Source organism: Aquabacterium sp. A3 (assembly GCF_038069945.1).
Lineage (GTDB): Bacteria > Pseudomonadota > Gammaproteobacteria > Burkholderiales > Burkholderiaceae_C > Aquabacterium.
This window is the reverse complement of sequence record NZ_JBBPEV010000004.1, coordinates 1-22,631: the sequence shown is the minus strand read 5'-3', so window position 1 is coordinate 22,631 and position 22,631 is coordinate 1. Positions and strand designations below refer to the sequence as shown.

The 22,631-nt window shown below is 62.3% G+C and carries 24 protein-coding genes; 14 read left to right on the top strand and 10 right to left on the bottom strand.

Annotated features, from left to right (window positions below):
* The first annotated feature begins 198 nt into the window (after nucleotides 1-198).
* The 13 genes from fliF to fliR all read left to right on the top strand — a co-directional run bounded on the left by fliF (nucleotide 199) and on the right by fliR (nucleotide 11,891).
* Entirely contained in the window at nucleotides 199-1,932 is a 1,734-nt protein-coding gene (gene fliF / locus WNB94_RS13215; protein ID WP_341390885.1) for a flagellar basal-body MS-ring/collar protein FliF, read from the top strand.
* Nucleotides 1,933-1,947: 15 nt separating this feature from the next.
* Complete coding sequence (gene fliG, locus WNB94_RS13210; protein ID WP_341390884.1) at nucleotides 1,948-2,943, top strand: flagellar motor switch protein FliG; 996 nt, start codon at nucleotides 1,948-1,950, stop codon at nucleotides 2,941-2,943.
* The gene (locus WNB94_RS13205) at nucleotides 2,927-3,970 is read left to right on the top strand and encodes a FliH/SctL family protein (RefSeq protein WP_341390883.1); all 1,044 of its coding nucleotides are present in this window, start codon (nucleotides 2,927-2,929) and stop codon (nucleotides 3,968-3,970) included. The genes fliG and WNB94_RS13205 overlap by 17 nt, the downstream gene beginning before the upstream one ends.
* Nucleotides 3,967-5,400 (top strand): flagellar protein export ATPase FliI, encoded by a 1,434-nt coding sequence (fliI, locus tag WNB94_RS13200; RefSeq protein ID WP_445819074.1) that lies wholly within the window; start codon nucleotides 3,967-3,969, stop codon nucleotides 5,398-5,400. The genes WNB94_RS13205 and fliI overlap by 4 nt, the downstream gene beginning before the upstream one ends.
* Nucleotides 5,401-5,438: 38 nt before the next feature.
* Nucleotides 5,439-5,918, top strand: coding sequence for a flagellar export protein FliJ (gene fliJ, locus WNB94_RS13195; protein ID WP_341390882.1), 480 nt, complete (start codon nucleotides 5,439-5,441; stop codon nucleotides 5,916-5,918).
* 31 nt (nucleotides 5,919-5,949) lie between these two features.
* On the top strand, nucleotides 5,950-7,395 hold the full coding sequence (locus WNB94_RS13190; RefSeq protein WP_341390881.1) for a flagellar hook-length control protein FliK: 1,446 nt from the start codon (nucleotides 5,950-5,952) through the stop codon (nucleotides 7,393-7,395).
* A gap of 139 nt (nucleotides 7,396-7,534) precedes the next feature.
* On the top strand, nucleotides 7,535-8,146 hold the full coding sequence (locus WNB94_RS13185) for a flagellar basal body-associated FliL family protein (protein WP_341390880.1): 612 nt from the start codon (nucleotides 7,535-7,537) through the stop codon (nucleotides 8,144-8,146).
* Between the two features lie 40 nt (nucleotides 8,147-8,186).
* Nucleotides 8,187-9,188, top strand: coding sequence for a flagellar motor switch protein FliM (fliM, locus tag WNB94_RS13180; RefSeq protein ID WP_341390879.1), 1,002 nt, complete (start codon nucleotides 8,187-8,189; stop codon nucleotides 9,186-9,188).
* A 49-nt stretch (nucleotides 9,189-9,237) separates the two neighbouring features.
* The gene (fliN, locus tag WNB94_RS13175) at nucleotides 9,238-9,669 is read left to right on the top strand and encodes a flagellar motor switch protein FliN (protein WP_445819080.1); all 432 of its coding nucleotides are present in this window, start codon (nucleotides 9,238-9,240) and stop codon (nucleotides 9,667-9,669) included.
* Complete coding sequence (locus WNB94_RS13170; RefSeq protein WP_341390877.1) at nucleotides 9,670-10,038, top strand: FliO/MopB family protein; 369 nt, start codon at nucleotides 9,670-9,672, stop codon at nucleotides 10,036-10,038.
* 23 nt (nucleotides 10,039-10,061) lie between these two features.
* On the top strand, nucleotides 10,062-10,820 hold the full coding sequence (gene fliP, locus WNB94_RS13165) for a flagellar type III secretion system pore protein FliP (protein ID WP_341391117.1): 759 nt from the start codon (nucleotides 10,062-10,064) through the stop codon (nucleotides 10,818-10,820).
* 25 nt (nucleotides 10,821-10,845) lie between these two features.
* Nucleotides 10,846-11,115, top strand: a complete 270-nt coding sequence (gene fliQ / locus WNB94_RS13160) for a flagellar biosynthesis protein FliQ (RefSeq protein WP_341390876.1) — start codon at nucleotides 10,846-10,848, stop codon at nucleotides 11,113-11,115.
* 14 nt (nucleotides 11,116-11,129) lie between these two features.
* Nucleotides 11,130-11,891, top strand: a complete 762-nt coding sequence (gene fliR / locus WNB94_RS13155; protein ID WP_341390875.1) for a flagellar biosynthetic protein FliR — start codon at nucleotides 11,130-11,132, stop codon at nucleotides 11,889-11,891.
* Between the two features lie 5 nt (nucleotides 11,892-11,896).
* Here the strand turns inward: fliR and WNB94_RS13150 are convergent, their stop codons facing one another.
* Both WNB94_RS13150 and WNB94_RS13145 read right to left on the bottom strand, forming a co-directional pair.
* A complete protein-coding gene (locus WNB94_RS13150) occupies nucleotides 11,897-12,466 on the bottom strand; it encodes a PEP-CTERM sorting domain-containing protein (protein WP_341390874.1) in 570 nt (189 codons plus the stop codon).
* A 151-nt stretch (nucleotides 12,467-12,617) separates the two neighbouring features.
* Nucleotides 12,618-13,193, bottom strand: a complete 576-nt coding sequence (locus WNB94_RS13145; RefSeq protein WP_341390873.1) for a PEP-CTERM sorting domain-containing protein — start codon at nucleotides 13,191-13,193, stop codon at nucleotides 12,618-12,620.
* A gap of 120 nt (nucleotides 13,194-13,313) precedes the next feature.
* Between WNB94_RS13145 and WNB94_RS13140 the strand changes: the two genes are divergently transcribed.
* Nucleotides 13,314-15,329: a DNA topoisomerase IV subunit B gene (locus WNB94_RS13140; protein ID WP_341390872.1), complete on the top strand. Its 2,016-nt coding sequence runs from the start codon at nucleotides 13,314-13,316 to the stop codon at nucleotides 15,327-15,329.
* Here WNB94_RS13140 and WNB94_RS13135 read toward each other — a convergent pair.
* The 8 genes from WNB94_RS13135 to WNB94_RS13100 all read right to left on the bottom strand — a co-directional run bounded on the left by WNB94_RS13135 (nucleotide 15,299) and on the right by WNB94_RS13100 (nucleotide 22,445).
* The gene (locus WNB94_RS13135; protein WP_341390871.1) at nucleotides 15,299-16,024 is read right to left on the bottom strand and encodes a hypothetical protein; all 726 of its coding nucleotides are present in this window, start codon (nucleotides 16,022-16,024) and stop codon (nucleotides 15,299-15,301) included. The two genes, WNB94_RS13140 and WNB94_RS13135, sit on opposite strands and share 31 nt — an antisense overlap.
* A gap of 102 nt (nucleotides 16,025-16,126) precedes the next feature.
* A complete protein-coding gene (locus tag WNB94_RS13130) occupies nucleotides 16,127-16,741 on the bottom strand; it encodes a methyltransferase domain-containing protein (protein WP_341390870.1) in 615 nt (204 codons plus the stop codon).
* 52 nt (nucleotides 16,742-16,793) lie between these two features.
* The gene (locus WNB94_RS13125) at nucleotides 16,794-17,123 is read right to left on the bottom strand and encodes a hypothetical protein (RefSeq protein WP_341390869.1); all 330 of its coding nucleotides are present in this window, start codon (nucleotides 17,121-17,123) and stop codon (nucleotides 16,794-16,796) included.
* A gap of 90 nt (nucleotides 17,124-17,213) precedes the next feature.
* Nucleotides 17,214-17,570, bottom strand: coding sequence for a DUF1304 domain-containing protein (locus tag WNB94_RS13120; RefSeq protein WP_341390868.1), 357 nt, complete (start codon nucleotides 17,568-17,570; stop codon nucleotides 17,214-17,216).
* A gap of 49 nt (nucleotides 17,571-17,619) precedes the next feature.
* Nucleotides 17,620-18,033: a VOC family protein gene (locus WNB94_RS13115; protein WP_341390867.1), complete on the bottom strand. Its 414-nt coding sequence runs from the start codon at nucleotides 18,031-18,033 to the stop codon at nucleotides 17,620-17,622.
* 750 nt (nucleotides 18,034-18,783) lie between these two features.
* Entirely contained in the window at nucleotides 18,784-19,299 is a 516-nt protein-coding gene (locus tag WNB94_RS13110; protein ID WP_341390866.1) for a hypothetical protein, read from the bottom strand.
* 2,356 nt (nucleotides 19,300-21,655) lie between these two features.
* Nucleotides 21,656-22,072 (bottom strand): hypothetical protein, encoded by a 417-nt coding sequence (locus WNB94_RS13105; protein ID WP_341390865.1) that lies wholly within the window; start codon nucleotides 22,070-22,072, stop codon nucleotides 21,656-21,658.
* A gap of 151 nt (nucleotides 22,073-22,223) precedes the next feature.
* Entirely contained in the window at nucleotides 22,224-22,445 is a 222-nt protein-coding gene (locus tag WNB94_RS13100; RefSeq protein ID WP_341390864.1) for a hypothetical protein, read from the bottom strand.
* Between the last annotated feature and the right edge of the window lie 186 nt (nucleotides 22,446-22,631).

Sequence of the window (22,631 nt, the reverse complement as noted above, 5' to 3'; positions counted from 1 at the left end):
TGAGGTCCATACGAGGGGGAGCCTTCTCCCCATGTCTGGCACTGTAGGCCGGCGGCCGCGTGATGATGCCGGGAAGAGCTTGGCATTTCTCCGGCTGTTTCCGGCACTTTTGCCCGTGCCGACTCCGAATAATGGGACCGTTGCAGCGGGTTTGCGGCATCGTTGGGTAACGATGCGCGGCCCAAGCCAGATCGCCCCATGGATGTCACAGTCGCCTCTCCTCAAAATGTGATCCTTCCCGCCTCGGCCAGCCCGGTGGCGGTGGACACGCAGCCCAATGGCTTTGCCCAGCGGGTGATGGCCTTGCCGGCCCAGCGCAAGATGATGCTGGGAGGCGGGCTGGCTGCGTTGCTGGCCATCCTGGTCACGATGGTGATGTGGAGCAGCTCCGGTGATTACCGGGTGTTGTATTCCAACCTGTCGGACAAGGACGGCGGCGCCATCCTGGCGCAATTGCAGCAAATGCAGGTGCCCTACAAACACGCCGAAGGCGGCGGAGCGATCCTGGTGCCTGCCGATCGCGTTCACGATGTGAGACTGCGCCTGGCCTCGCAAGGGCTGCCCAAGGGGTCGGTGGTGGGTTTCGAGCTGATGGAAAACCAGAAGTTCGGCGTCACGCAGTTCCAGGAGCGGCTGAACTTCCAGCGCGGGCTTGAGGGAGAACTCACCCGTTCGATCCAGGCCATCGCAGGGGTGCAGTCGGCCCGCGTGCATCTGGCGCTGCCCAATCAGAATGGATTCTTCCGTGAGCAGCAAAAGGCGTCTGCCTCGGTGGTGCTGACCCTGTACCCCGGTCGCTCGCTGGACCGCAGTCAGGTGGCCGGCATCGTTCACCTGGTGTCGTCCAGCGTGCCCGAGATGTCCACCAAGTCCGTGAGCGTGGTCGATCAAAGCGGCAGCTTGCTGTCCGGGTCACACGAGCCCGGTGACCAGGGCGAACTCGATGCCAAGCAGTTGCAGTACGTGCGCCAGATCGAAAGCGCCTACACCCAGCGCATTCGCGACATCCTGGAGCCGGTGGTGGGGGCGGACAACCTGCGTGCGCAAGTGACCGCCGAGGTGGATTTCTCGCAAATCGAATCCACCGCCGAGGAGTTCCGCCCGAACCAGGGCACCGACAACCAGGCCACCATCCGCAGCCAGCAAACCAGCGAGCAGATGGGTGCCGGTGCAGGGCAGCCCACCGGCGTGCCCGGTGCCGCCACCAACCAGCCACCCGTGCCTGCACAGGCACCGATCAATGGTCCTGCGCAAGCCATGCAGGCCGCCGGCCAGGCCGGTCAGACGGGTGGTACTTCGCGTCGGGACTCGGTGACGAACTTCGAGGTGGACCGCACTGTGCGTGTCACCCGCAACGCCTCGGGCAACATCAGGCGCCTGACCGCAGCGGTGGTCCTCAATCACCGCACCAAGACAGACGCCAAGGGCAAAACCACGACCGAGCCGCTGAGCGATGAGGAAATCGACAAGCTGACCTCGCTGGTGCGCGAGACCATCGGCGCAGACGATAAACGCGGTGATTCGATCAAGGTGGTGACGGCGCCCTTCCAGGTGATCAAGGAAGAGCCCATCGAGATTCCCCTGTGGCAGCAACCGGACGTGATCGACCTGGTGCGCACGATCGCGGTGCCGGCCGCCCTGACCCTGGCGGCGCTCATCGTGGTGTTTGGTGCCATTCGCCCCGCGATTCAGGCTGCCCGTCCGGTGCCTCAGCCTGAAGACGCCACCAACAAGCTGCGCGCCGTGGTCGATGATCCGCAGGAATTGCCCGCCCTGGGCAACGGCGTGGATGTGGCGACCGGGCCCGATGGGCAGCCGCTGCAGGCCCTGGAAGCGCCCGGAGTGGACCAACGCCTGGAGCTGGCGCGCAAGCTGGCCAAGGACAACCCCGTGGCCATGGCCAACCTGGTTCGTGGCTGGATGAACAACTGAGCGAGGACGCGCCACATGGACGAAAAAGGCCTTGAAGACGCCGCCATCCTGCTCATGTCGATGGGTGAGGAAGAGGCCGCCGAAGTGTTCCGTCAGCTGGAGCCCAAAGAGGTTCAGGTGCTGGGCGAAACCATGGCCAAGCTCAAGACCATACAGAGAGAGCGAATCGACAACGTGCTGGATCGCTTCTCGACCGAATCGGCCGAGATGGGGGTGCTGGTGGCCGACACGGACGAGTACGTCAAGTCGGTGCTGCGCAAGGCCTTGGGCGATGACAAGGCCAACCTGCTGATCGATCGCATCATCCAGGGCAGCGACATCACCGGCATCGAGAGCCTGAAATGGATGGATGCCCAGTCCGTGGCGGAGCTGCTGCGCAATGAGCACCCCCAGATCGTGGCGGCCATCCTGGTGCACCTGGACCCGGACCTGGCCTCGGGCGTGCTGAAGAGCTTCACCGAGCGGCATCGCAACGAGGTGATGATCCGCATCGCCACCCTGGACGGCATCCAGCCCTCGGCGCTCAAGGACCTCAACGAGGTGCTGTCACGCGTGTTGGCCGGGGGCGCCCAGGTTCGCAAATCGTCGCTGGGCGGTGTCAAGCCGGCGGCCGAGATCATCAACCTCATGGGCTCCAGCGTCGAGACATCGATCCTGGACTACATCCGCGAGGCCGATGGCGATCTGGCGCAGAAGATCATGGACAACATGTTCACCTTCGACGACCTGATCAAGCTGGACGACAAGGGCTTCCAGAGCCTGCTCAAGGAAGTGCAGACCGAGTCGCTCATCATCGCGCTCAAGGGGGCGTCGCCCGACATCCGGGAGAAGGTGTTCAAGAACATGTCCTCGCGTGCGGCAGAAACCCTGCGCGAAGACCTCGAAAGCCGCGGCCCGGTCAAGCTGTCCGAAGTGGAAGCCGAGCAGAAAGAAATGTTGAAGATCGTTCGCCGTCTGGCCGACGAGGGCCAGATCGTGCTGGCCAGCGGAGGCGATGATGACTACGTCTAACAAGTCCAATCCGCCGGGCAACAACCCCTACGCGCGGTTCATCCCCAGAGAAGAGCTGGGTGGCAAGGTCTCGGCCTGGAATCTGGAAACCTTTGAGCCGCCCCCAGCGCCCGCCGAGCAGGACGTGGGGGTGCGCAAGCCCACGCTGGCAGAGCGTGCGGCCGCCGAGATGCGCGCCAAGGCGCGGCCTGCACCACAGGCGGCGCGGCACGCCGATCAGGCCATGGGCAAGGCCGCCGCCGCCCCTGCCAACGGCGCTGCACGGCCCGCCAAGGCCGCAGGCCCACGCCCTGTGGTGGGCGGGGTGCCAGGGCAGGACGACGCCCCCCCGCAGCGCCCGAAGGCTGCGCAGCCTGCGGCTGGCCCCAGTGCCGAGCAGGTGGCCGCCCTGGTGCAAGAGGCGCGACAAAGTGGATACCAGGATGGCTACCGCAATGGTCTGGCGGCGTTGGAGAGCTACAAGCAAACCCAGACGGCGCAGATGGCCGCATTCATGAGTGACCAGGTGGGCACGGTGGTGCGCGAACTGCATCACCGGCTGGAGGCACTGGAGCAGCAGTTGGCCGGGCGGGTGGCCCGCGTGGCCCTTGAGCTGGGGCGGCAGGTGGTGCGCGCGGAAATCCTGCAGCACCCGGAGCACGTGGTGGTGGTGGCCGAGCAGGCGCTCAGCGCCTTGCTGAGTTCGGCCCGGCAGATCGTGGTGCGCCTGCACCCTGACGACCTGCACCTGGTGCAGATCCAGCTGGCCGAGGCCATGGGCGCCCGTGGCGTGCGTTTGGTGCCAGACGCCGGCCTGACCCGTGGTGGATGCGTGGTGGAGTCCGACATCGCCACGGTGGACGCCACGGTGGAAGCCCGCTGGGAGCGTGCCGCCGCGTCGCTGGGACAGCGCTCCAGCTGGCATGCGGGCCGCGAATCCACCGATGCACTGGACACCGCTTTGCCAGAAGAGCAAGATGAGGCAGAAGCCTGGATGAACGATGGTGGCGCCGCCTCAAGAGCGCCCGGTGAGGAGGATGACGCATGAACATGCCCATTCGCACCGAACATGGCGTGGCCATGGAGCAGTGGATGCGCTTCCTTGACGACCTGGACGCCTGCGCCAGCACCCCCCAGCCCTTCGAGAATCAGGGCAAGCTGGTGCGCGTGGCTGGTTTGGTGCTGGAGGCCACCGGCCTGCGGCTGCCGGTCGGGGCCGTGTGCGAGATCCATTCCGAGACCCGTCTGGAGTCCACCCCGGTGTTGGCCGAGGTGGTGGGCTTCACGGGTGATCGCGCGTTCCTGATGCCCACCGCCGAGGTGCATGGCCTGTCCAGCGGCGCCAGGGTGGTGCCGCGCACCTTGCCCGTGAACCCGCCCGTGCTGGGACGCCCCAACCATCCCTGGCGGCGCAGCGAAGACCGCACCCGACACCTGCCCATCGGCAGTGGCTTGTTGGGCCGGGTGGTGGATGCACAAGGCGTGCCCATGGACCGCAAAGGGCCGCTGGACCACGTCCGCAGTGAACCACTGGCCCGCCGTCCCATCAACGCGATGGAGCGTGACCCGGTGCGTTTGCCCCTGGACACGGGCGTGCGCGCCATCAACGCCATGCTCACGGTGGGGCGCGGCCAGCGCATCGGCTTGTTCGCCGGTTCGGGCGTGGGCAAATCGGTGTTGTTGGGCATGATGGCCCGCTACACCCAGGCTGATGTGATCGTGGTGGGGCTCATTGGCGAGCGGGGTCGCGAGGTCAAGGAGTTCATCGAAGACATCCTGGGTGACGATGGTCTGGCGCGCTCTGTGGTGGTGGCCGCACCCGCCGATGCGCCGCCGCTGACGCGCATGCAAGGTGCCAGCTACGCCACGGCGGTGGCCGAGCACTTCCGGGACCAGGGCCTGCACGTGCTCTTGCTCATGGATTCACTGACCCGTTACGCCATGGCGCAGCGCGAGATTGCACTGGCCATTGGCGAGCCGCCTGCCACCAAAGGCTATCCGCCATCGTGTTTTGCCAAGCTGCCTCAGTTGGTCGAGCGCAGCGGCAACGGCCTGAACGGCCGAGGCTCGATCACCGCCTTCTACACCGTGCTGTCAGAGGGTGACGACCAGCAAGACCCGATCGCCGACGCCGCACGCGCCATCCTGGATGGTCACATCGTGTTGTCGCGCGACCTGGCCGAGTCCGGTCACTTTCCGGCGATCGACATCGAGCGGTCCGCGTCGCGGGTCATGCACAACGTGGTGGACCAACAGCACACCGAGGACGCCCGACGGTTTCGCCAACTGTGGTCGCGTTACAGCAAGGCCAAAGACCTCATCCAGCTGGGCGCCTACGTGCCGGGCCAGGATCACGAGCTTGACCTGGCCGTGCGGGTGCACCCGCAGATGGTCAAGTTGTTGCAGCAGGGCATGCACGAACCCGCTGTCTTGCAGGAAAGCACCCATGCACTGCACCGCCTGGTGCAGCCATCATGACCTGATCAAGGGCCTGCGCCCCGGAGTAGTACGGACTCATGACCGCCATTCAACCCTTGCTGTTGGTGCTGGACGCTGCCGAGAAGGCGCGCGACGAGGCCTTGTCGATGCTCGAAGGCGGACAACGGCAGTACGATGCCGCGCGCCAGCAGGCGCAATCGCTCAACGACTGGCGGCGGGACTATCAGCAGCGCTGGCAAAAGCAGTTTCAGCAGTCTGGTGGCATGGAAATCATGCGCTGCTACCAGGATTTCATGGGCCGGCTGACCGATGCCCAGGCTGAGCAGGATCGTCGAGTCGAGCAGGCCCGCGAACGGCTGGACCGTTTGCGCCTGGAGCTGATCGATCGGGAAAAGCGGGTGGCGGCCGTCTCTCAACTGATCGACCGACGCCTGCTGGAGCAGCGGCGCAAGGAACAACGCCAGGAGCAGAAGGCGACCGACGAAATCGCGGCCAGAACGCCCCGCTTATCGTCGGGCTTCGGTGCAGGCGAAGGCGAGACACTGGCATCGTTCTGATGGGCCACGTGCGCCCGGAAAGGTTGATGCCATGACCACACCGCTGAACAGCCAGGGCAAGACCGGACTGCCGTCCGCACCGGCCGTTGCCAGTGTCAACGCCCTGCAGGATGCGCTGGGCCGCCTGGGCGGCGGCGCGCAAGCGGGTGCAGACACCGATTTCTCTCGCATGGTGGCGCAGTACCGTCAGGCCGAACAGCCTTCGCGGCCCGAGCGTGCCCCTGCGCCACCGGCCGCCCCGAAAGGCTCGGCCGATCCGGCCACCAGGGCATTGACCCAGCGCATGACCGATCAGGCGCTGCAGAAGGCGCGCATGAGCGCGCAACTGCAAGCACAACGCGCAGAGCAGGCGCCACGGCCTGCCACGGTGACGGCGCCGCCGGCCCAGGCGCAAAGCGAAGCCGGCAAGGCCCCGGAGCCTGCGCGCGCCACCGCGAAGGCGGCCCGACCGCAGGCGCCGCAGAAAACCGACCCATCGACGCGACAGCGCGCCGAGAAGTCCGGGGCGGGCCAGGCTGACGAGTCCGACGAGTCCTCAGGTGACCTCACCCGTTTCAACACGGCGCAAGGCGAAGGGGTGGCCTGGGTGCGAGAAATCAACCCACCCGCCGGGGTGGACCCTTCCGATCCGGCCGGCATGATGAATTGGTTGGCAGCGCTCACAGAGGGCGATCCCGCGGGGGCGGCCATCGCTCCAGAGGACACGCTGGGCGCTTTGGCCACCGCTGATCCGGCGGCTTCAGGCACCTTGCCCGACCTGGCAGGGCGAGGGGCCGGGGCCTCGCTGGGCGAGGGGGCCTGGGCTGCCGCACAACTGCACCTGGAGGGTGGGGTGGCCTCGGACGACACCGCTTCGCTGAGCATCGACGGCCTGACCGCCACCGATGGCACTGAGCGCCTGGAACTGCCAGGCACAGGTTCGGCGCTGTCGGCCAGACACCTGCCCATGGCGGGCTTGGGCGCGCCTGGTTTGGGTGAACCCATGGGTGCTCGGCATGCGTCGGCCGCCCTGGGGCCCGCACCTGGCACTGGACAGTTTGCGCAAGCCCTGGCCGATCAGGTGGGGGTGTGGGTGGGACAGGCCCGTGCCGATGGACCGATGACCGCCGAACTGCGACTCAATCCCGCCGAGCTGGGCCCGATCAACATCAAGATTGCCGTGGACGGCCAGGCCGCTCGCATTGATTTCGCCGCCACGGCGCTGGAAACCAGGCAGGCCATCGAGTCCAGCCTGGGGCAGCTGTCTCGCTCTTTGAGCGACGTGGGCCTCAGCCTCACCGGCGGTGACGTCATGTCCCAGTTCAGCCAGGCGCCATCAGGCGGCCAGGACCAGGCCCAGGCGCGCGGTGAAGGCCGTGGCGCCCCAGGCGCCATGCTGGCAGGCACCCCGGGCAGCGACGACCCCGTGGACCCGGCACGCTTGGGTGCTTTGCGCCCCGCGCCTGGCGGCCTCGGCGGCCTGGACCTGTATGCCTGATCCGGCGTGACCACGTTCCGGAATCACAAGGATTTCACATCCTTTATCCGTCCATCAAGACGGCGCTGACTTCCAATAATGGTTTCATGGGCCGACACCCCCCAGGCACGTCGGACTTTGCAAACACTGGAGATGGACCATGTCAGCAGCAGCACCTGCCGCGGCCGAAGGCGAAGCCCCCAAAAAGGGCTCGAAGAAACTGATCATCATCATCGTGGCCCTGGTGGCGGTGTTGCTCATCGGTGGTGGCGCCGCCGCGTTTCTGCTCATGAAGAGCAATGCCGATCACGCCGAGGCCACCGACGACGAATACGCCGACGAAGCGCCCGTGAAGCGAAAGGCGCCCCCGCACAAAGAGAAGGAGCCGGCAGCGCCGCCCACCTTCGTGCCCCTGGACCCCTTCGTGGTGAACCTGGCCGACCGCGACACCGAGCGCTTTGCGCAGGTGGGCATCACCTTTCAGATCGACGATCCCAAGGTGGCCGAAGAAATCAAGCTGTACATGCCCGCCATTCGTAACGCCGTTCTGCTCATCTTGGCCCACAAGACCGCGCCGGAGCTCTTGAGCACCGAGGGCAAGATCAAGCTGGCCGATGAGATTGGCCGCGAGGCGGCCCGTTCCATGGGCTACGAGATTGATGACCCTGAGGAGGAAGAGGAGCAGGAGACCACGAAAAAGCGCAAGCGCAAGAAGGTCGAGTCCTACAACCCGATCACTCAGGTGCACTACGCCAATTTCATCATTCAGTGAGTTCGGAGCAACACGTCACGTGGCGTGAGAACGGACGACGATGAACCAGCAGATCCTCTCCCAAGACGAAGTCGATGCGCTCCTGCAGGGCATCACTGGCGAAAGCCAGAAGCTCGAGCAGGACGACACGCCCAAAGAGGGCATTCGCGACTACAACCTGGCTCAGCAAGAGCGGATTGTGCGTGGGCGCATGCCCACCATGGAGATCATCAACGAACGCTTTGCGCGCAACATCCGCGTGGGCTTGTTCAACCTGATTCGCAAATCGCCCGAGGTCTCTGTCGGTGGCATCAAGGTGCAGAAGTACAGCGCCTTCTTGCGTGAGATCGTGGTGCCCACCAACTTCAACATCATGGCCATCCGGCCCTTGCGGGGCTCAGGCCTGGTGGTGTGCGAGCCCACCTTGGTGTTTGCGGTCATTGACTCGCTGTTTGGCGGAGCCGGCAAGTTCCACACCCGCATCGAAGGCCGTGATTTTTCAGCCACCGAGCAACGCATCATCCGTCGCCTGGTGGACGTGGTGTCCGAAGAGTACAAAAAGAGCTGGCATGGCATCTACCCGGTCGAGCTGGATTACCAGCGCTCCGAGATGCAGCCCCAGTTCGCCACGGTGGCCACGCCCTCCGAGATCGTGGTGTGCTGCTCGTTCACGCTGGAAATCGGTGACACCAGCGGCACCATCCACATCTGCATCCCCTACGCCACGCTCGAGCCCATCCGCGACATCCTGTTCTCGTCGATCCAGGGCGACTCGGCGGAACCCGATCGACGCTGGGTGAAGCTGCTGACGCAACAGATCCAGTCGGCCGAGGTCGATCTGGTGGCCGAACTGGCCCACGCACCCGCCACCGTCGAACAACTGCTGGCCCTCAAGCCGGGCGACTTCATCGAGTTGGACCTGGACAAGATCATCCAGGCCAAGGTCGATGGTGTGCCGGTCTTTGACTGCTACTACGGCACGTCGAACAACAAATACGCCTTGCGCGTTGAAAAACTGCTAACTGCTGGCAACACCGGCTGGCTTGGAGATTCTCATGTCTGAAACCGCTCCCGAGTTTCCGCCGGAAGGCGCGGCATCCGAGCAGGATGCGATGGCGGCCGAGTGGGAGGCTGCACTGGCGCAACAAACCTCGGCCACGGGTGGTGGGGATGCCGCAGCCACTGGGCAGACGGCGCAGGAGGTGACCGACGCGGCTCCTCAGATGACACCGGCCGCGTTTGCCAATTTCGGTCCCACCTCGCCGACGAATGCCGGCAATGACATCAGCATGATCCTGGACATTCCAGTGCAGCTGACGGTGGAGCTGGGGCGCACGCGCATCCCCATCAAGAACATCCTGCAACTGGCGCAAGGTTCGGTGGTTGAGCTTGATGCACTGGCCGGAGAGCCCATGGACGTGCTGGTCAACGGCTTTTTGATTGCCCAGGGCGAAGTGGTGGTGGTCAACGACAAGTTCGGCATTCGCCTGACCGACATCGTGACGCCGTCCGAGCGCATGCGCCGGCTCAGCAAGGGAGGCTGAATGAGCCAGTCGCCCTCACTGGGTCTCATGGTCATGTGGTTCGTGATCGTGCTGGCCCTCATCCCCATCAGCCTGTGGGTGCTCAAGCGCTCGGGTGTGGCCGGGCAGATGGCCAGGACGGATGCGGCCACGATGCGCACCGTCGGTCAGCACGTGCTGGGCCAGGGGCAGCGCCTGGTGACGGTGGAGGTGGGCCAAGGCGAGCACCGCACCTGGCTGGTGCTGGGCGTCACGCCTCACAGCATACAGACCGTGCACACGATGCCGGCGCAGGCCGAGGTGGACCTGGCGCCAGCACAGGCCGCCGGGTTTGCCCACGTGCTGGGGCAGTTGCGTCAGCGCGGTCAGACCTCCGGGGAGCAGGCATGAGCGTGGGTGGCCTGTCTCGTCGCATGAACGTCGCGTCCAAGTCGGCCGTGGGCCTCCTGGCCTTGACGGCCGCCATGGGGGCCTGGGCGCAAGCGGCCCCTGCCGGGCCGGCCACCTTGCCATTGCTGGTGGGGCAGGGCGCATCAGGCAACAGCTATTCGGTGCCCATCCAGACGCTGTTGTTCTTCACGGCGCTGAGCTTTCTGCCGGCGCTGTTGTTGATGATGACGGGCTTCACCCGCATCGTCATCGTGCTCAGCCTGATGCGTCAGGCGCTGGGCACGCCGTCGGCGCCACCCAATCAGGTGATCATTGGCCTGTCGCTGTTTTTGACCTTCTTTGTGATGGGGCCCACGCTGGACCGCGTCTACAAAGACGCCTACCAGCCTTTTGCCGCCAACCAGATCGACTTCACCACGGCATTGGAGCGTGGCCAGGTGCCCATGCGCGAGTTCATGCTCAAGCAAACCCGGCAGTCTGATCTGCAGTTGTTTGCGGGCCTGGCCAAGGTCGATCCGGCCATCAAGGCCGAAGAAGTGCCATTTCGTGTGCTGGTGCCCGCCTTCGTGACCAGCGAGCTCAAATCAGCCTTCCAGATCGGGTTTCTGATCTTCATTCCCTTCCTGGTCATCGACATGATCGTGGCCAGCGTGCTGATGAGCCTGGGGATGATGATGCTGTCGCCTGTGATGGTGGCGCTGCCCTTCAAGCTGATGCTGTTCGTCCTGGCCGACGGTTGGAACCTCTTGCTGGGTTCGCTGGCCGCCAGCTTCGCGCAGTGACCATCACCCATTCCACAGGTGCCCCATGGATCCCCAACAGGTTCTGACCCTGACCCGAGACGGTCTGCTGACCTTGCTGACGGTGTGCGTGCCAATCCTGTTGGTCGTTCTGGCGGTGGGCCTGGTGGTCAGCGTGTTTCAGGCCGCCACGCAGATCCATGAACAGACCTTGTCGTTCGTGCCCAAGCTGCTGGCCGCTTTCGCCACCCTGGGCATTGCCGGGCCGTGGATGTTGAGCACCCTGGTGGACTACATCCGGCAGGTGCTGCAAACCATTCCCCAGGTTGTCACCTGAGGCGGGCCACACGCATGGTCAGCTTCAGCGAAGCCCAGGTACTGGCGTGGATCTCGCCCTGGCTGTGGGCGTTTTTCAGGGTACTGGGGCTGTTCACGACCGCCCCGGTGATTTCCATGCGCATGGTGCCGCGGCGCGTGCGCGTTGGGCTGGCCCTGTTGATCGTGGTGGCCGCCCAACCCGCCTTGCCTGAGGCGCCAGCCATTGACCTCAATTCGGCCGAGGCCTTGATGGTCATCTTGCAGCAGGTGTTGATTGGCGCGACCATCGGCTTTGCCGCGCGCGTGGTGTTTGCCGCCATCGAATACGCTGGCGAACTGGTGGGCCTGCAGATGGGCCTGAACTTCGCGATGTTCTTTGACCCGGTGGCCGGCGGTCAGGTCACGTCCGTCAGCCGATTTTACGGCACCACGGCATCGTGGCTGTTCGTGGTCATGAACGGCCACCTGCTGCTCACGGGGGCGGTGTTGCACAGCTTCAAGGTGTTTCCCATTGCGCCAGAGCCTCTGGCGTTCCTGTCGGCCATCCAGCCTCAGGTGTGGGGCACCGAGTTGTTCAAGTTGGGCGTGTGGGTGTCCTTGCCCGTGGTGGCCATGCTGTTGCTGGTCAACATGGTCATGGGGCTCATCTCAAGGGTGTCGCCTCAGATGAACGTGTTTTCAGTGGGCTTTCCGCTCACCTTGGCGGCCGGTTTGACCGGCCTGTGGCTCACCTTGCCCTTGATGCAAGCGCCCCTGACCATGGCCATCGAGCGCATGCTGGCCCAGTTTCAGTGAGCCGGTCAGTGCGTCCGGCGCCTGGAGGCCAGCAACCCGATGCCGGCCAGGCCCAAGAGCATCAAGGCCGAGGTGCCGGGCTCAGGGATGGCCTGGGTGAAGCCAAACTTGGCCACGTACGTGCCACCCAACAGGCCAGTGGCCTTGCCAGAAATCAGCGCGCTGTAATCGCCTGCGTCAAAGTCGCCCGTGATGATCAGCGACTTGTTCACATCAAAGCCGGCCAGGTCCAGGGCCAAGGCCTGCAGATTGAAGGCCGACACCTTGCCCACGGCGGTGGCGTACGACTCGCCCAGCCAGGTCTGGCCAGTGGTGTCATTGCGCAATGTCAGCGACGCGTCGTTGATGTTGTCGAGCAGGAAGTTCAGGCCACCGTTGCGTGGCAGCAGCCACACCAGGCCGGTGTAGGGCTGGTCCAGCTCGAAGTTGACCGTGTCGGTGAAGGCCCCATAGCCGGTGCCGGCGTCAATCCGGGTGTAGGGATCGTCGGTCGGCACCTCAACCGTGTAAGTGTTGTTGGCCCACGCGCTTTGAAGGGCGAGGGCTGTGGCGGCGATGGTGATCAGCTTGCGCATGAGGGCGGACTCCCGGACAGTTTGGAATGTCGGTTCATCCTATACCCCTGGCGTGCATTTGTCACGCTGCCGCGTCCTCAAGACAGGGGGGGCGGCAGCGTGCACTCGCCCCTGGCCTGCTTGGGCGGCCAACCTGCGTGGCCGATGGGCGTCAGGCCCGCCGACGCGTCACCTGGGTGGCGCTCAAAGCCGCCAGGCCGAGTCCCATGAGCCAGAGGGTGGCTGGCTCCGGGATGGCCGGCGCCATGCTGAACTTGGCGACGTAGGTGCCACCGTTCAGCCCGGTGGCCGTGCCGCTGATGAAGGCCGAGTACTGCCCCGGACCAAAATCGCCCGCAATCCACAGCGATTTGTTGGGGTCCAGCCCGGCCAGCGCCAGGTTCAGGGCCTGGACGTCCAGGTAACTGACACCGCCTTGGGCTTGGGCAAAATTCAGACCGGTCCAGGTGTCGCCTGTGCTGTCGTTGCGCAAGGTGAGGCTGGCGTCCTGGATGTTGTCCAGCCCACTGAACAGCCAGTCCTGGCGGGGGAACAGCCACACGTACCCTGCGTAGGTGCTGTCCAGCGCGAACGACACCGTGTCGGTGAAGCTGCCGGGTGCCGCATGGCCGTCGATGCGTGTGTAGGGCAAGGCCGTGGGCGTGCTCAGCGTGTAGTCGGTGTCAGCATGGGCCAGCAGGCTGGTCAACGCCAGGCACCAGCCCACCAATGTTGTCTGCACGCGCATGATCTGACCTTGTCGTGAAAAATTTCCCAGATGTTATGTCAGACCGGCGTGGCTGTGGGCAGAAATACCGTGAGGAAATACCCGCAATCCATCACTTTGGAACTCTCTAGAATCCCGCCCATGTCTTCGAAGCCTTCGACCAAACCCCACCCGTCCGCCAACCAGCCCGCTGCCTATGGCGAGGCGTCCATCCGTGTGCTCAAGGGCCTGGAGCCCGTCAAGCAGCGCCCGGGCATGTACACCCGCACCGACAACCCCCTGCACATCATCCAGGAGGTGATCGACAACGCGGCCGACGAGGCGCTGGCGGGTCATGGCAAACGCATTGCCGTGACCTTGCACACCGATGGCTCCATCAGTGTGGACGACGACGGGCGCGGCATTCCCTTTGGCATCCACCCCGAAGAGGGCGTGCCGGTGGTGGAAATCGTGTTCACGCGGCTGCATGCGGGCGGCAAGTTCGACAAGGGCTCGGGAGGGGCTTACAGCTTCTCGGGTGGCTTGCATGGGGTGGGCGTGAGCGTCACCAACGCCTTGTCCACGCGCCTTCAGGTCACGGTGTGCCGCGACAAGCAGGTGGCCACCCTGGTGTTTGGCCATGGTGGCGAGGTGCTGGAGCCCGTGGCCGTGCGCCCAGCGGTCAGCGGCGATCGCAAGCAAGGCACCAGCGTGCGCGTGTGGCCTGATGCCAAGTACTTTGAAAGCGCCGAGCTGCCCCGGGGCGAGTTGGTGCACATGCTGCGCAGCAAGGCCGTGCTGATGCCCGGCGTGACCATCACCCTGACCATCGAGAAGTCGGGCAAAGAGCCCGAGGTGCAAACCTGGCTGTACCAGGGCGGCCTGCGCGATTACCTGAGCCAGACGCTGCCGGTTGACCCCATCATTCCGTTGTTTGAAGGCGAGATGTACGCCACCGAGGGCGAAACCGAGAACTTCGCCGAAGGCGAGGGTGCGGCCTGGTGTGTGGCCTTCACTGAAGACCTGGCCCCGGTGCGCGAGAGCTACGTCAACCTCATTCCCACGGTGGCCGGGGGCACGCACGAGTCCGGCCTGAAAGACGGGCTGTTCAACGCCGTCAAGGGCTTCATCGACATGCATGCGCTGCTGCCCAAGGGCGTCAAGCTCATGCCCGATGACGTGTTCGGGCGGGCCAGTTTTGTGCTCAGCGCCAAGGTGCTGGACCCTCAATTTCAAGGCCAGACCAAAGAGCGTTTGAACAGCCGCGATGCGCTGCGCCTGGTCAGCACCTTCGTCAAGCCGGCCATGGAGCTGTGGCTCAACCAGCACGTGGAGCACGGCAAACGGCTGGCCGAGCTGGTCATCAAACAGGCGCAGGCCCGCCAGCGCGCCGGCCAGAAGATCGAGAAGAAAAAGAGCTCGGGCGTGGCCGTGCTGCCTGGCAAGCTCACCGATTGCGAAAGCCGCGACCTGGCGTTCAACGAGGTGTTTCTGGTCGAGGGCGACTCGGCCGGTGGCTCTGCCAAGATGGGCCGCAACAAAGAGACCCAGGCCATCCTGCCCCTGCGCGGCAAGGTGCTGAACGCCTGGGAGGTGGAGCGCGATCTGCTGTTCAAGAACAACGAGATCCACGACATCTCGGTGGCCATCGGCGTGGACCCGCACGGCCCCACCGACACGCCCGACCTGAGCGGCCTGCGCTACGGCAAGGTCTGCATCCTGTCAGATGCGGACGTGGATGGTTCGCACATCCAGGTGCTGCTGTTGACGCTGTTCTTCCGCCACTTCCCCAAGCTGGTGGAGGCGGGGCACGTGTACATTGCCCGCCCGCCGCTGTACCGGGTGGATGCGCCGGCGCGCGGCAAGAAGCCAGCGGCCAAGATGTATGCGCTGGACGAGGGCGAGCTCACCGCCATCCTCGACAAGCTGCGCAAAGAGGGCTGCCGAGAAAACGCCTGGACGATCAGCCGGTTCAAGGGCCTGGGCGAGATGAGTGCCGAACAGTTGTGGGAAACCACCCTCAACCCCGAAACCCGCCGACTGCTGCCGGTGGCCTATGGCGAGCCTGGGTTTGATGCCACGGTCACGTCCTTCAACAAGCTCATGGGCAAGGGCGAAGCCGCCTCACGTCGTGAGCTGATGGAGGTTTATGGCAACGAGGTGGACGTGGACGTCTGAGCCACGCGTGGGCTGCGCACCCAGCCGACGGTGACCACCTTGGTGATGGGATGGGTGTAGCGCACCTGGGTCCATCCGGGCCGCTGCTCTTCGATCATCACGCGATCGCCTTGCACCAGGTGCTTGCCCAGGCGGCTGCTCAGGTCGGGCAGCGCATGCAGCAGGGTGCGGCCCCGAGCGGTGATGCGCCCCGTGCGTTCTGGCGTTGCGGGCGCCCATCCCTGGGGGGCACCGGCGGTGGGGCCAGCGGTTGGGGGTGTTCGCTCCAGTTCATCGAGCGCGGCCAACATGAAGGCTGCCGAGGCCTTGGGTTGACACTGGGTGCGCATGGCGGTGCTGGTGGGCATCCACAATTGTTCCTGGTCCTGGACACGCCAGCCGGCGTCGGTGCGGCTCATGTGAACCCGGCTCAGCAACATCCGCCCCTGTCGCAACTGTGGGACGCCTCGGCGGTCCACCGCCACGGCGCACACGGTGGCCTGATCATGGTCTGACCATACCCGTCTGATCGACCAGCCCTGGCCAGTTTGATCATTCAAGTCGCCCAAGGCGTTTTGCGTTCTAACCCACGACACCAGCGCGAGCCGGTCAGGTTCGTCCGCCCGCAGATCACGGGCTTGTGCGTCAGGCAAGAGCAAACCACCCATGCCGGGCAGCACAAGGGCGATCAAGGCGGAGGTGAGTGCACGTTTCATGGCTGCATGCGGCCTTGTGTGGGCGTGCCGCAACCCTGGTCAGGATGGCCTGTACCTTAGCGCCGATGCCCTCGGGCCCATCCGCCGATAAGCCTGGGTTTTTCAGCGCTTGCGCAGCACCACCGCCAGTTCGTGTGAGAGGCTGGGATGTGCCACCTTGGCGTAAGGGGGCTTGGGCCAATGCCACAGGCGTTCGGGAAACAAGGCCCTCACCGCATTGATGTCGCAATGGTACGGCGGGCCTTCGATCAGCCCTTCTTCGATGGCCGCAGGACGAGGGCGCTGCATGATGAGCATCAGCAAGCGGCCGTCTGTGCGCAGCCAGCGGTGCAACTGCGCTGCGTAGGTGCCCCAGTGCTCGGGATGGATGGCGCACAGGCAGGTCTGCTCGTAAACGGCATCAAACGGCGCCGGGGGCTCGTAATGCAGCACGTCGGCCTGCACCACCTGGGCGCGCAGGCCCAGGGTCTGTAAGCGGCGCCGAGTGCTGTCTACCGCGGCAGGGGTGTAATCCAGTGCCACCACCTCATGCCCGTGACGGGCCAGTTCGGCAACCTCCCAGCCGTGGCCGCACCCCGGAACCGCCACGCGCCCCATCGGCACTTCGTGGTGGGCCAGCCAATCCAGGAGCTGGGGGCTGGGGCCTCCGCGATCCCACCCGGTTTGTTGTTGTTCGAAGCGGGCTTGCCAAAATGAAGTGTCGGGTCCAGCCATCATGAGGGCGCCGGTCTGGCGTCTGCGATTGGTTTGTGTGGGCGGATCAGTGCACTCAGTGCAGAGACCATGTCATGTTGATGGCCGCGGCCATCGCCAGGAAGCAGGCAATCCACAGCACCACCTGACCAGACGTGCCTTCGAATTCGAACCCCAGACCCTTGAATTTGATGGGGCCCGAGGCTTGTTGCAGCACCACCACCAGGAAGACAGCAAACACGGCTGCCACCGGCAATCCCACGATGGCAGCAAAGTGCTGCTTGACCAACTCCAGCAAGGTGTCGAAGGGAATGAACGTCATGAACGCCGCCAACACGGCGGTGGTGGCCACCGGAACAGCAAGGGTCAACACCCATGCAATGACCATCTTGGGATCAGGATTCAAGAGCGCTCCATCGCGGCGCGTCCAACGCGCCAATGTTCAACGGCATGATAAGGGCAGTGACACGGCAAGGCGCAGACAAGCGCGGGGCGCTCAAGCCACGACAAGCAGGGCCAGGCCAAGGGCTGCGGGCAAGGCCTGAATGAAGAGAATCTTGCGACTTGCTGTGACCGCACCATACATTCCGGCCACCACAACGCACCCCAGAAAAAACACCTTGAACGGTGTGCCTTCCGCGCCCAGGTAAAGCCCCCACATCAACCCTGCGGCGAGAAAACCGTTGTAGAGGCCCTGGTTGGCGGCAAGCACCTTGGTGGCTTCGGCTTGCTCCGGGCTCAGGCCAAACGCCTTTCTGCCAGAGGGCTTCGTCCACAAAAACATCTCGAGGACCAGGAAATACATGTGCAGCACCGCAACGAGGGCGATGATGATGTTGGCGGCGATGGTCATGGTGGGATGTGGTGCGGAGTGGAAGACGTTGCGGGCACGTTAACCCTATTCATTCAGGCAGATGGCACACGGCTTCAATGTTGTTGCCTTCAGGGTCAATGACGAACGCCCCGTAGTAGTTGGCGTGGTAATCCGGCCGCAGGCCAGGCGCGCCATTGTCCTTTCCGCCCGCGGCGATAGCGGCCTTGTAGAAGGCATCAACTTGCGCACGATTTTTTGCTCGCCATGCGAGGTGACAGCCAGATGTTGCGGCTGGGCCGCCATATGGAGATGGGCCATCAATGAACCACACGTCAGCCTTTTTCCCGTCTGGCTCGGACGCATCAGGGTAGGCAAGGCCAAGGATGTTTGAGCCGTAGTTGCCTTCAAAACAAACGCTGTAGCCCAGCGGGGCCAAGGTTGCGCTGTAAAACGCTTTTGCCTGAGCGATGTCGGATACGCGGAATGTCATGTGGTCAAGCATGGGGATACCGAAGTTGTTGGGCGGTGCAGGATGGCACCCGTGAACTGTATGCATATACAGTTCTTCTTGCAAGAGGCCTGGCTACCACGGTGACCGGCGCCGGAGCCCGTGAGGGCGGAGGGTACAAGCACGGGCCATGAGAATGGCGAAGCCATCGCCAGTGTTGGCGTCCGCTTGATAGACCCGTACCTGCGCATGCTGCTGGTGCACGGCGCCAGAAGCGTGCTGAGGACGGTGGCGGCAGCGCAGGCACAGGGCAAGCCCCTGGCGCGCTCAAGCGCTGGGCGCTGCAATTGCAAGCCAGGACGTGCCACAACAAGGGCGCCTGTGCCTTGGCCAACAAGCTGGCGCGCATTTGCTATGCGTGCCTGAGAGACAAGGTGCCTTACCAGGCCAAGATGGCGTGATGGCAGCACCCCGAACCCCGTCTTGAAGGAAGAAAACCACGTTCCCCTCCCAGCGTTGCGACGAGATTGATATCCCATCATGGCACCCCGGGTCACACCCACACAGCATGAAGCCGGTAACTGTCGTGGCAGCTTGCCTGCCGCTTGCACCGATTGGCTCCGCTGTGACGCAGATTCCATGTCGGCACGGGCCAGCTCACACGGGCCCACCACAGATGCCGGATATACGACTGCAGGCGCACCCATCACGGCCATTCAATCGATCAGTCTCTTGCGTTTGCGGGGGAGTCCATATACCCAGTTAGGCTGGGGCGCGTAGGCGCGGTGCTGCACTCGGATGAGGTTAAGTATCGCTTACAAGGTCTGCTATTCGCCCGCTTGGAAGCCGTACTGGCCCTCGTAGTGTCAGATCATTTGCTAGATGCTCATCGAGCATCTCAAAGCATTGATCTCTCAGGTTGAGCAATAGTTCTTCATCGCGTGTTTCAAAATACTGCCCCTCATCGATGACCTCAAGAGACTCGAAGAGCGGTATGAGCTGATCCAGAAGAAGAACTAGCTCTTTATGCGTTTCCGGGGGCGCAAACTGCGTTTTTGTGTATTCCTGAATGAATAGGTTTTCGTCGAACTCCAGGCGAATCGGCTCGGAGCTTGGATGGGGCTGCAACTCAATTCCTTTGGTTGGGCCTTCATAGTTCCAGTCTTCTCCATTCCGAACTCGGGATAAAGTGGTTCTCGCAACTAGGAAGCCTTTGGCTTGCCAACCTCTTGCCAAAGCAAATTGTTCTGCAGCATGGATGAGGGCTTCGTAAGCAGAATCGCCTTTCAGGCGACCTTCGAAATGAATTGTGATTCCCATAGTAAATCCTCCCGAGTGCTGATGGCCAGCCAAAGAAAGCCTAACTACCAAGGTAACTGGCGCCGGAGCCCGCCAGGGCGGAGGGCACAAGCAAGGGTCATGAGAATGCCGAAGGCATGGCCCTTGGTTGCGTCCGCGTTGACCTGACAGTTAGGCTGGGGCGCGGAGGAGAGGGCGTGGAGCACACGGCAAACTGGCCGTGGTTCGATGAACAGTGATGCTGCACAGACGCTACCCTTGATGTTTGAGAGCAGTGTGCCAGACGCCTCGGTCTGGTGGAAGACCACTGAGCTTGTTTGAGAAAAAGGCCGATGGCGAGTGGCAATTTGGTACTCGTTTTCATGGCACGGTTGCCAGGGCTACGACATTCTTCAATTAATGGAGATTTTTCTTCCGCTGATGGAAGTCTTTGAGCTTTCCCTGTCCGTAGATGCCAAGTGTCCCTAAGGTTCCCGAAACGATAAGTACGAGAGCGGTTGTTGGTGCTACTAAATAGTACAAGGAGATGGCAGCAGCGCAATACACAATAAGTGAAGGTATTGCTGCAGGCCGAAGTGCCATGAGCGCTATTATGAGCAAAGGTGCCAGCAACCACGCGTGCCAGTCCAGAACGGCAACCCAAAATGGCGGATTTGGCGTGCTTGGTACGGCAAAGTATGCCTCTGCCTCACCTTCTCGGAAGACCATGCCTGTTACAACAGCAGTATCTGCTTTGGCTTGAACGTGCCGAGACATAGTGGGATTAATCGGAGTTCCTATTAATGAGCCCACAACGAATGTAAGTAATATGCTGGCAATCACTGCGGATAGCGCTTTTAGGTAGCATGCTGAACTTTTTCTCATGAGTAGCCTAACTACCAAGGTAACCGGCGCCGGAGCCCGCTAGGGCGGAGGGTACAAGCAAGGGCCATGAGAATGCCGAAGGTATGGCCCTTGGTTGCGTCCGCGTTGACCTGACAGTTAGGCTGTGGCGCGAAGTAGAGGGCGTGGAGCACACGGCAAACTGGCCATGGTTCGATGAACAGTAATGCTGCACAGACGCTCCATTTGATGTTTGCGATCAGTGTGCCAGACGCCTCGGCCTGGTGGAAGAACGCCGATGCTGTTGAGCCAAAAGGCTGATGGCGAATGGCACTTTGCGCCCCTGGATGTTGAGCTGACTGCCGAAGGACAGCTATGCACCTAGCATTTCAACCATCTAGCGATGCAACACAGCCTGCTTCCGCAAAGGCCTCGATGTCCCTTCATATTAGCTTTGGCTGTGTGCTGAGGTTGGTGCAGCTAATTTTACACGTAGCGTCCTTGATGCAAGCAACCCAGCTATTCCTAACGCTAGCAATATTTGACTGTCTGGTTCGGGAACTGCACTAAATGTAAATGTGCCAGTGTACTTGTCTACGTAGTCGCCGCCATAGCAGCAAGAGCCGAATGCCTCAAAGGAGCTTGAAAACTCTTGAATTTTCCCGTCAATTGAGAAAGTCGCTTTTTCAACTGTAAAACTCCCCCACACCGCATTGTTGCCATAAGGACCGAAGCCAATACTAAAGCCGGCATGTCCAGCGGACTCGAACGGGGCCCGCTCCGTGTTGGTTTAGGTGCCAACAGCTATTGGTTGGTTTAGGTTGGCGGTGCTGAAATTAAGACTCAGCCATGGCCGATCTGATGAGAGGCCTGAAGTTCCGAGACTGAAGTGGAGGTAAGTTGCTTCCCCTGAGGGGGTCCTGCCCCACACCCAAGCGTCGAAAAAATCAGAATTTTCAGGGGTATACGTTACGTCGTAATGCTGGTCGGGGCTGTAGCGAGAGCCAATTGTCAGATCCAAGTGAGCTACTTGGGCGTGAGACGCGCTCGCGCCCACAGCCAACGCAGTTAGCAGTGAGGCGCTAACGATTTTTTTATGATAACTGATTTTCATGTTGATAATAAATAAGATTGATCAAATGTATCCGTTGATGGATGTAATGTACACCCCCAAAATGCCTGGCTCAATCTGCCTAACTACCAAGGTAACCGGCGCCGGAGCCCGTGAGGGCGGAGAGTACAACCAAGGGCCATGAGAATGCCGAAGGCATGGCCCTTGGTTGCGTCCGCGTTGACCTGACAGTTAGGCTGCGGCGCGGAGTGGAAGGTTTTGCTGGTGCGGTTGCCTGCATTTTGGGTGTTGCAATTCATGTGCCAATTTTTACTAGCGATAGATTACAAGACGCATGAGAAAACGCCGAATTGCCGATGGATATTGATGTTTCACATATGCATAGCCACACTCAATTGCTTTGAGTGCCAGAGATTTTTCCAGATGCTGGTTCAGTGGTGGTTGGCTTTGATTGCACACGGTAATCAGGCGCACAAATTTTGTTCACTGCCGAATCTTGTAAATAAGATATAGAACGATTCCGATTGCTCCGAAAACCCTCGTCAAGGTTAGTGGTTTATCGTTTGGGACGCCGATCCCTAAAACTAAGAACAAAACGGCCGTTACTATCAATCCGGCGAAGGCTATGAGCAGCCCAATTGAAATTCCAGTTGCCTCAACGAGTGGCTTCTTAAGCAAAAGAAAGACGATTGGGAGAGCGCAGGCAGCTGATAAGCAAAGAAAGCCGAGCGCTAGAACGGCACCAGGTAGCGCAGGATAAAAAACTACACTTCGACGTGCTTGGATTGATAGGCCATCCCCGCTCAAGCCTTGCAGTGCTATGAAGAAGAAGAAAGCCGCAGCCAAAGTTACGACGATGTAAGCGGCCAACTTGATGAGCGAGGGGCCAAGTGCTTTCATGCGCTGATGACCATTTTTGCGGCCTAACGCCCGCAGTAAGCCTCGCTGGAGCGAAGCGTAGGGCACCAACAGCATAGCTGTTGGCGTCGGCTTGACCAAACAGTTAGGCCACTGAGCGAAGGCACGCTCTGTGGCCGACGAGTTGAGGCGCTCATTCTTCTAAAACTCCTGGCGGTGCAAGGTCTGGATGTTCTGCATAGATTGGCTCTAGGCCTTCAAACGAAAGCTTGCCGATTTGAGAGCCGATCAAGCGTTTGAAATTTTCATGTGCGGCGGGATCAAGGCGTTCCTGTGCTTCTCGCAACGCAAGCGAGAGCTGCGAGATTGCGTTTTCCAGATGAGTTGCAATAGCAGCTGCGTCAGTTTTGTTCATAAGAGGCCTAACTACCAAGGTAACCGGCGCCGGAGCCCGCCAGGGCGGAGGGCACAAGCAAGGGTCATGAGAATGCCGAAGGCATGGCCCTTGGTTGCGTCCGCGTTGACCTGACAGTTAGGCTGGGGCGCGGAGGAGAGGGCGTGGAGCATACGGCAACCTGGATTGCCTTAACTTGCCGACTGA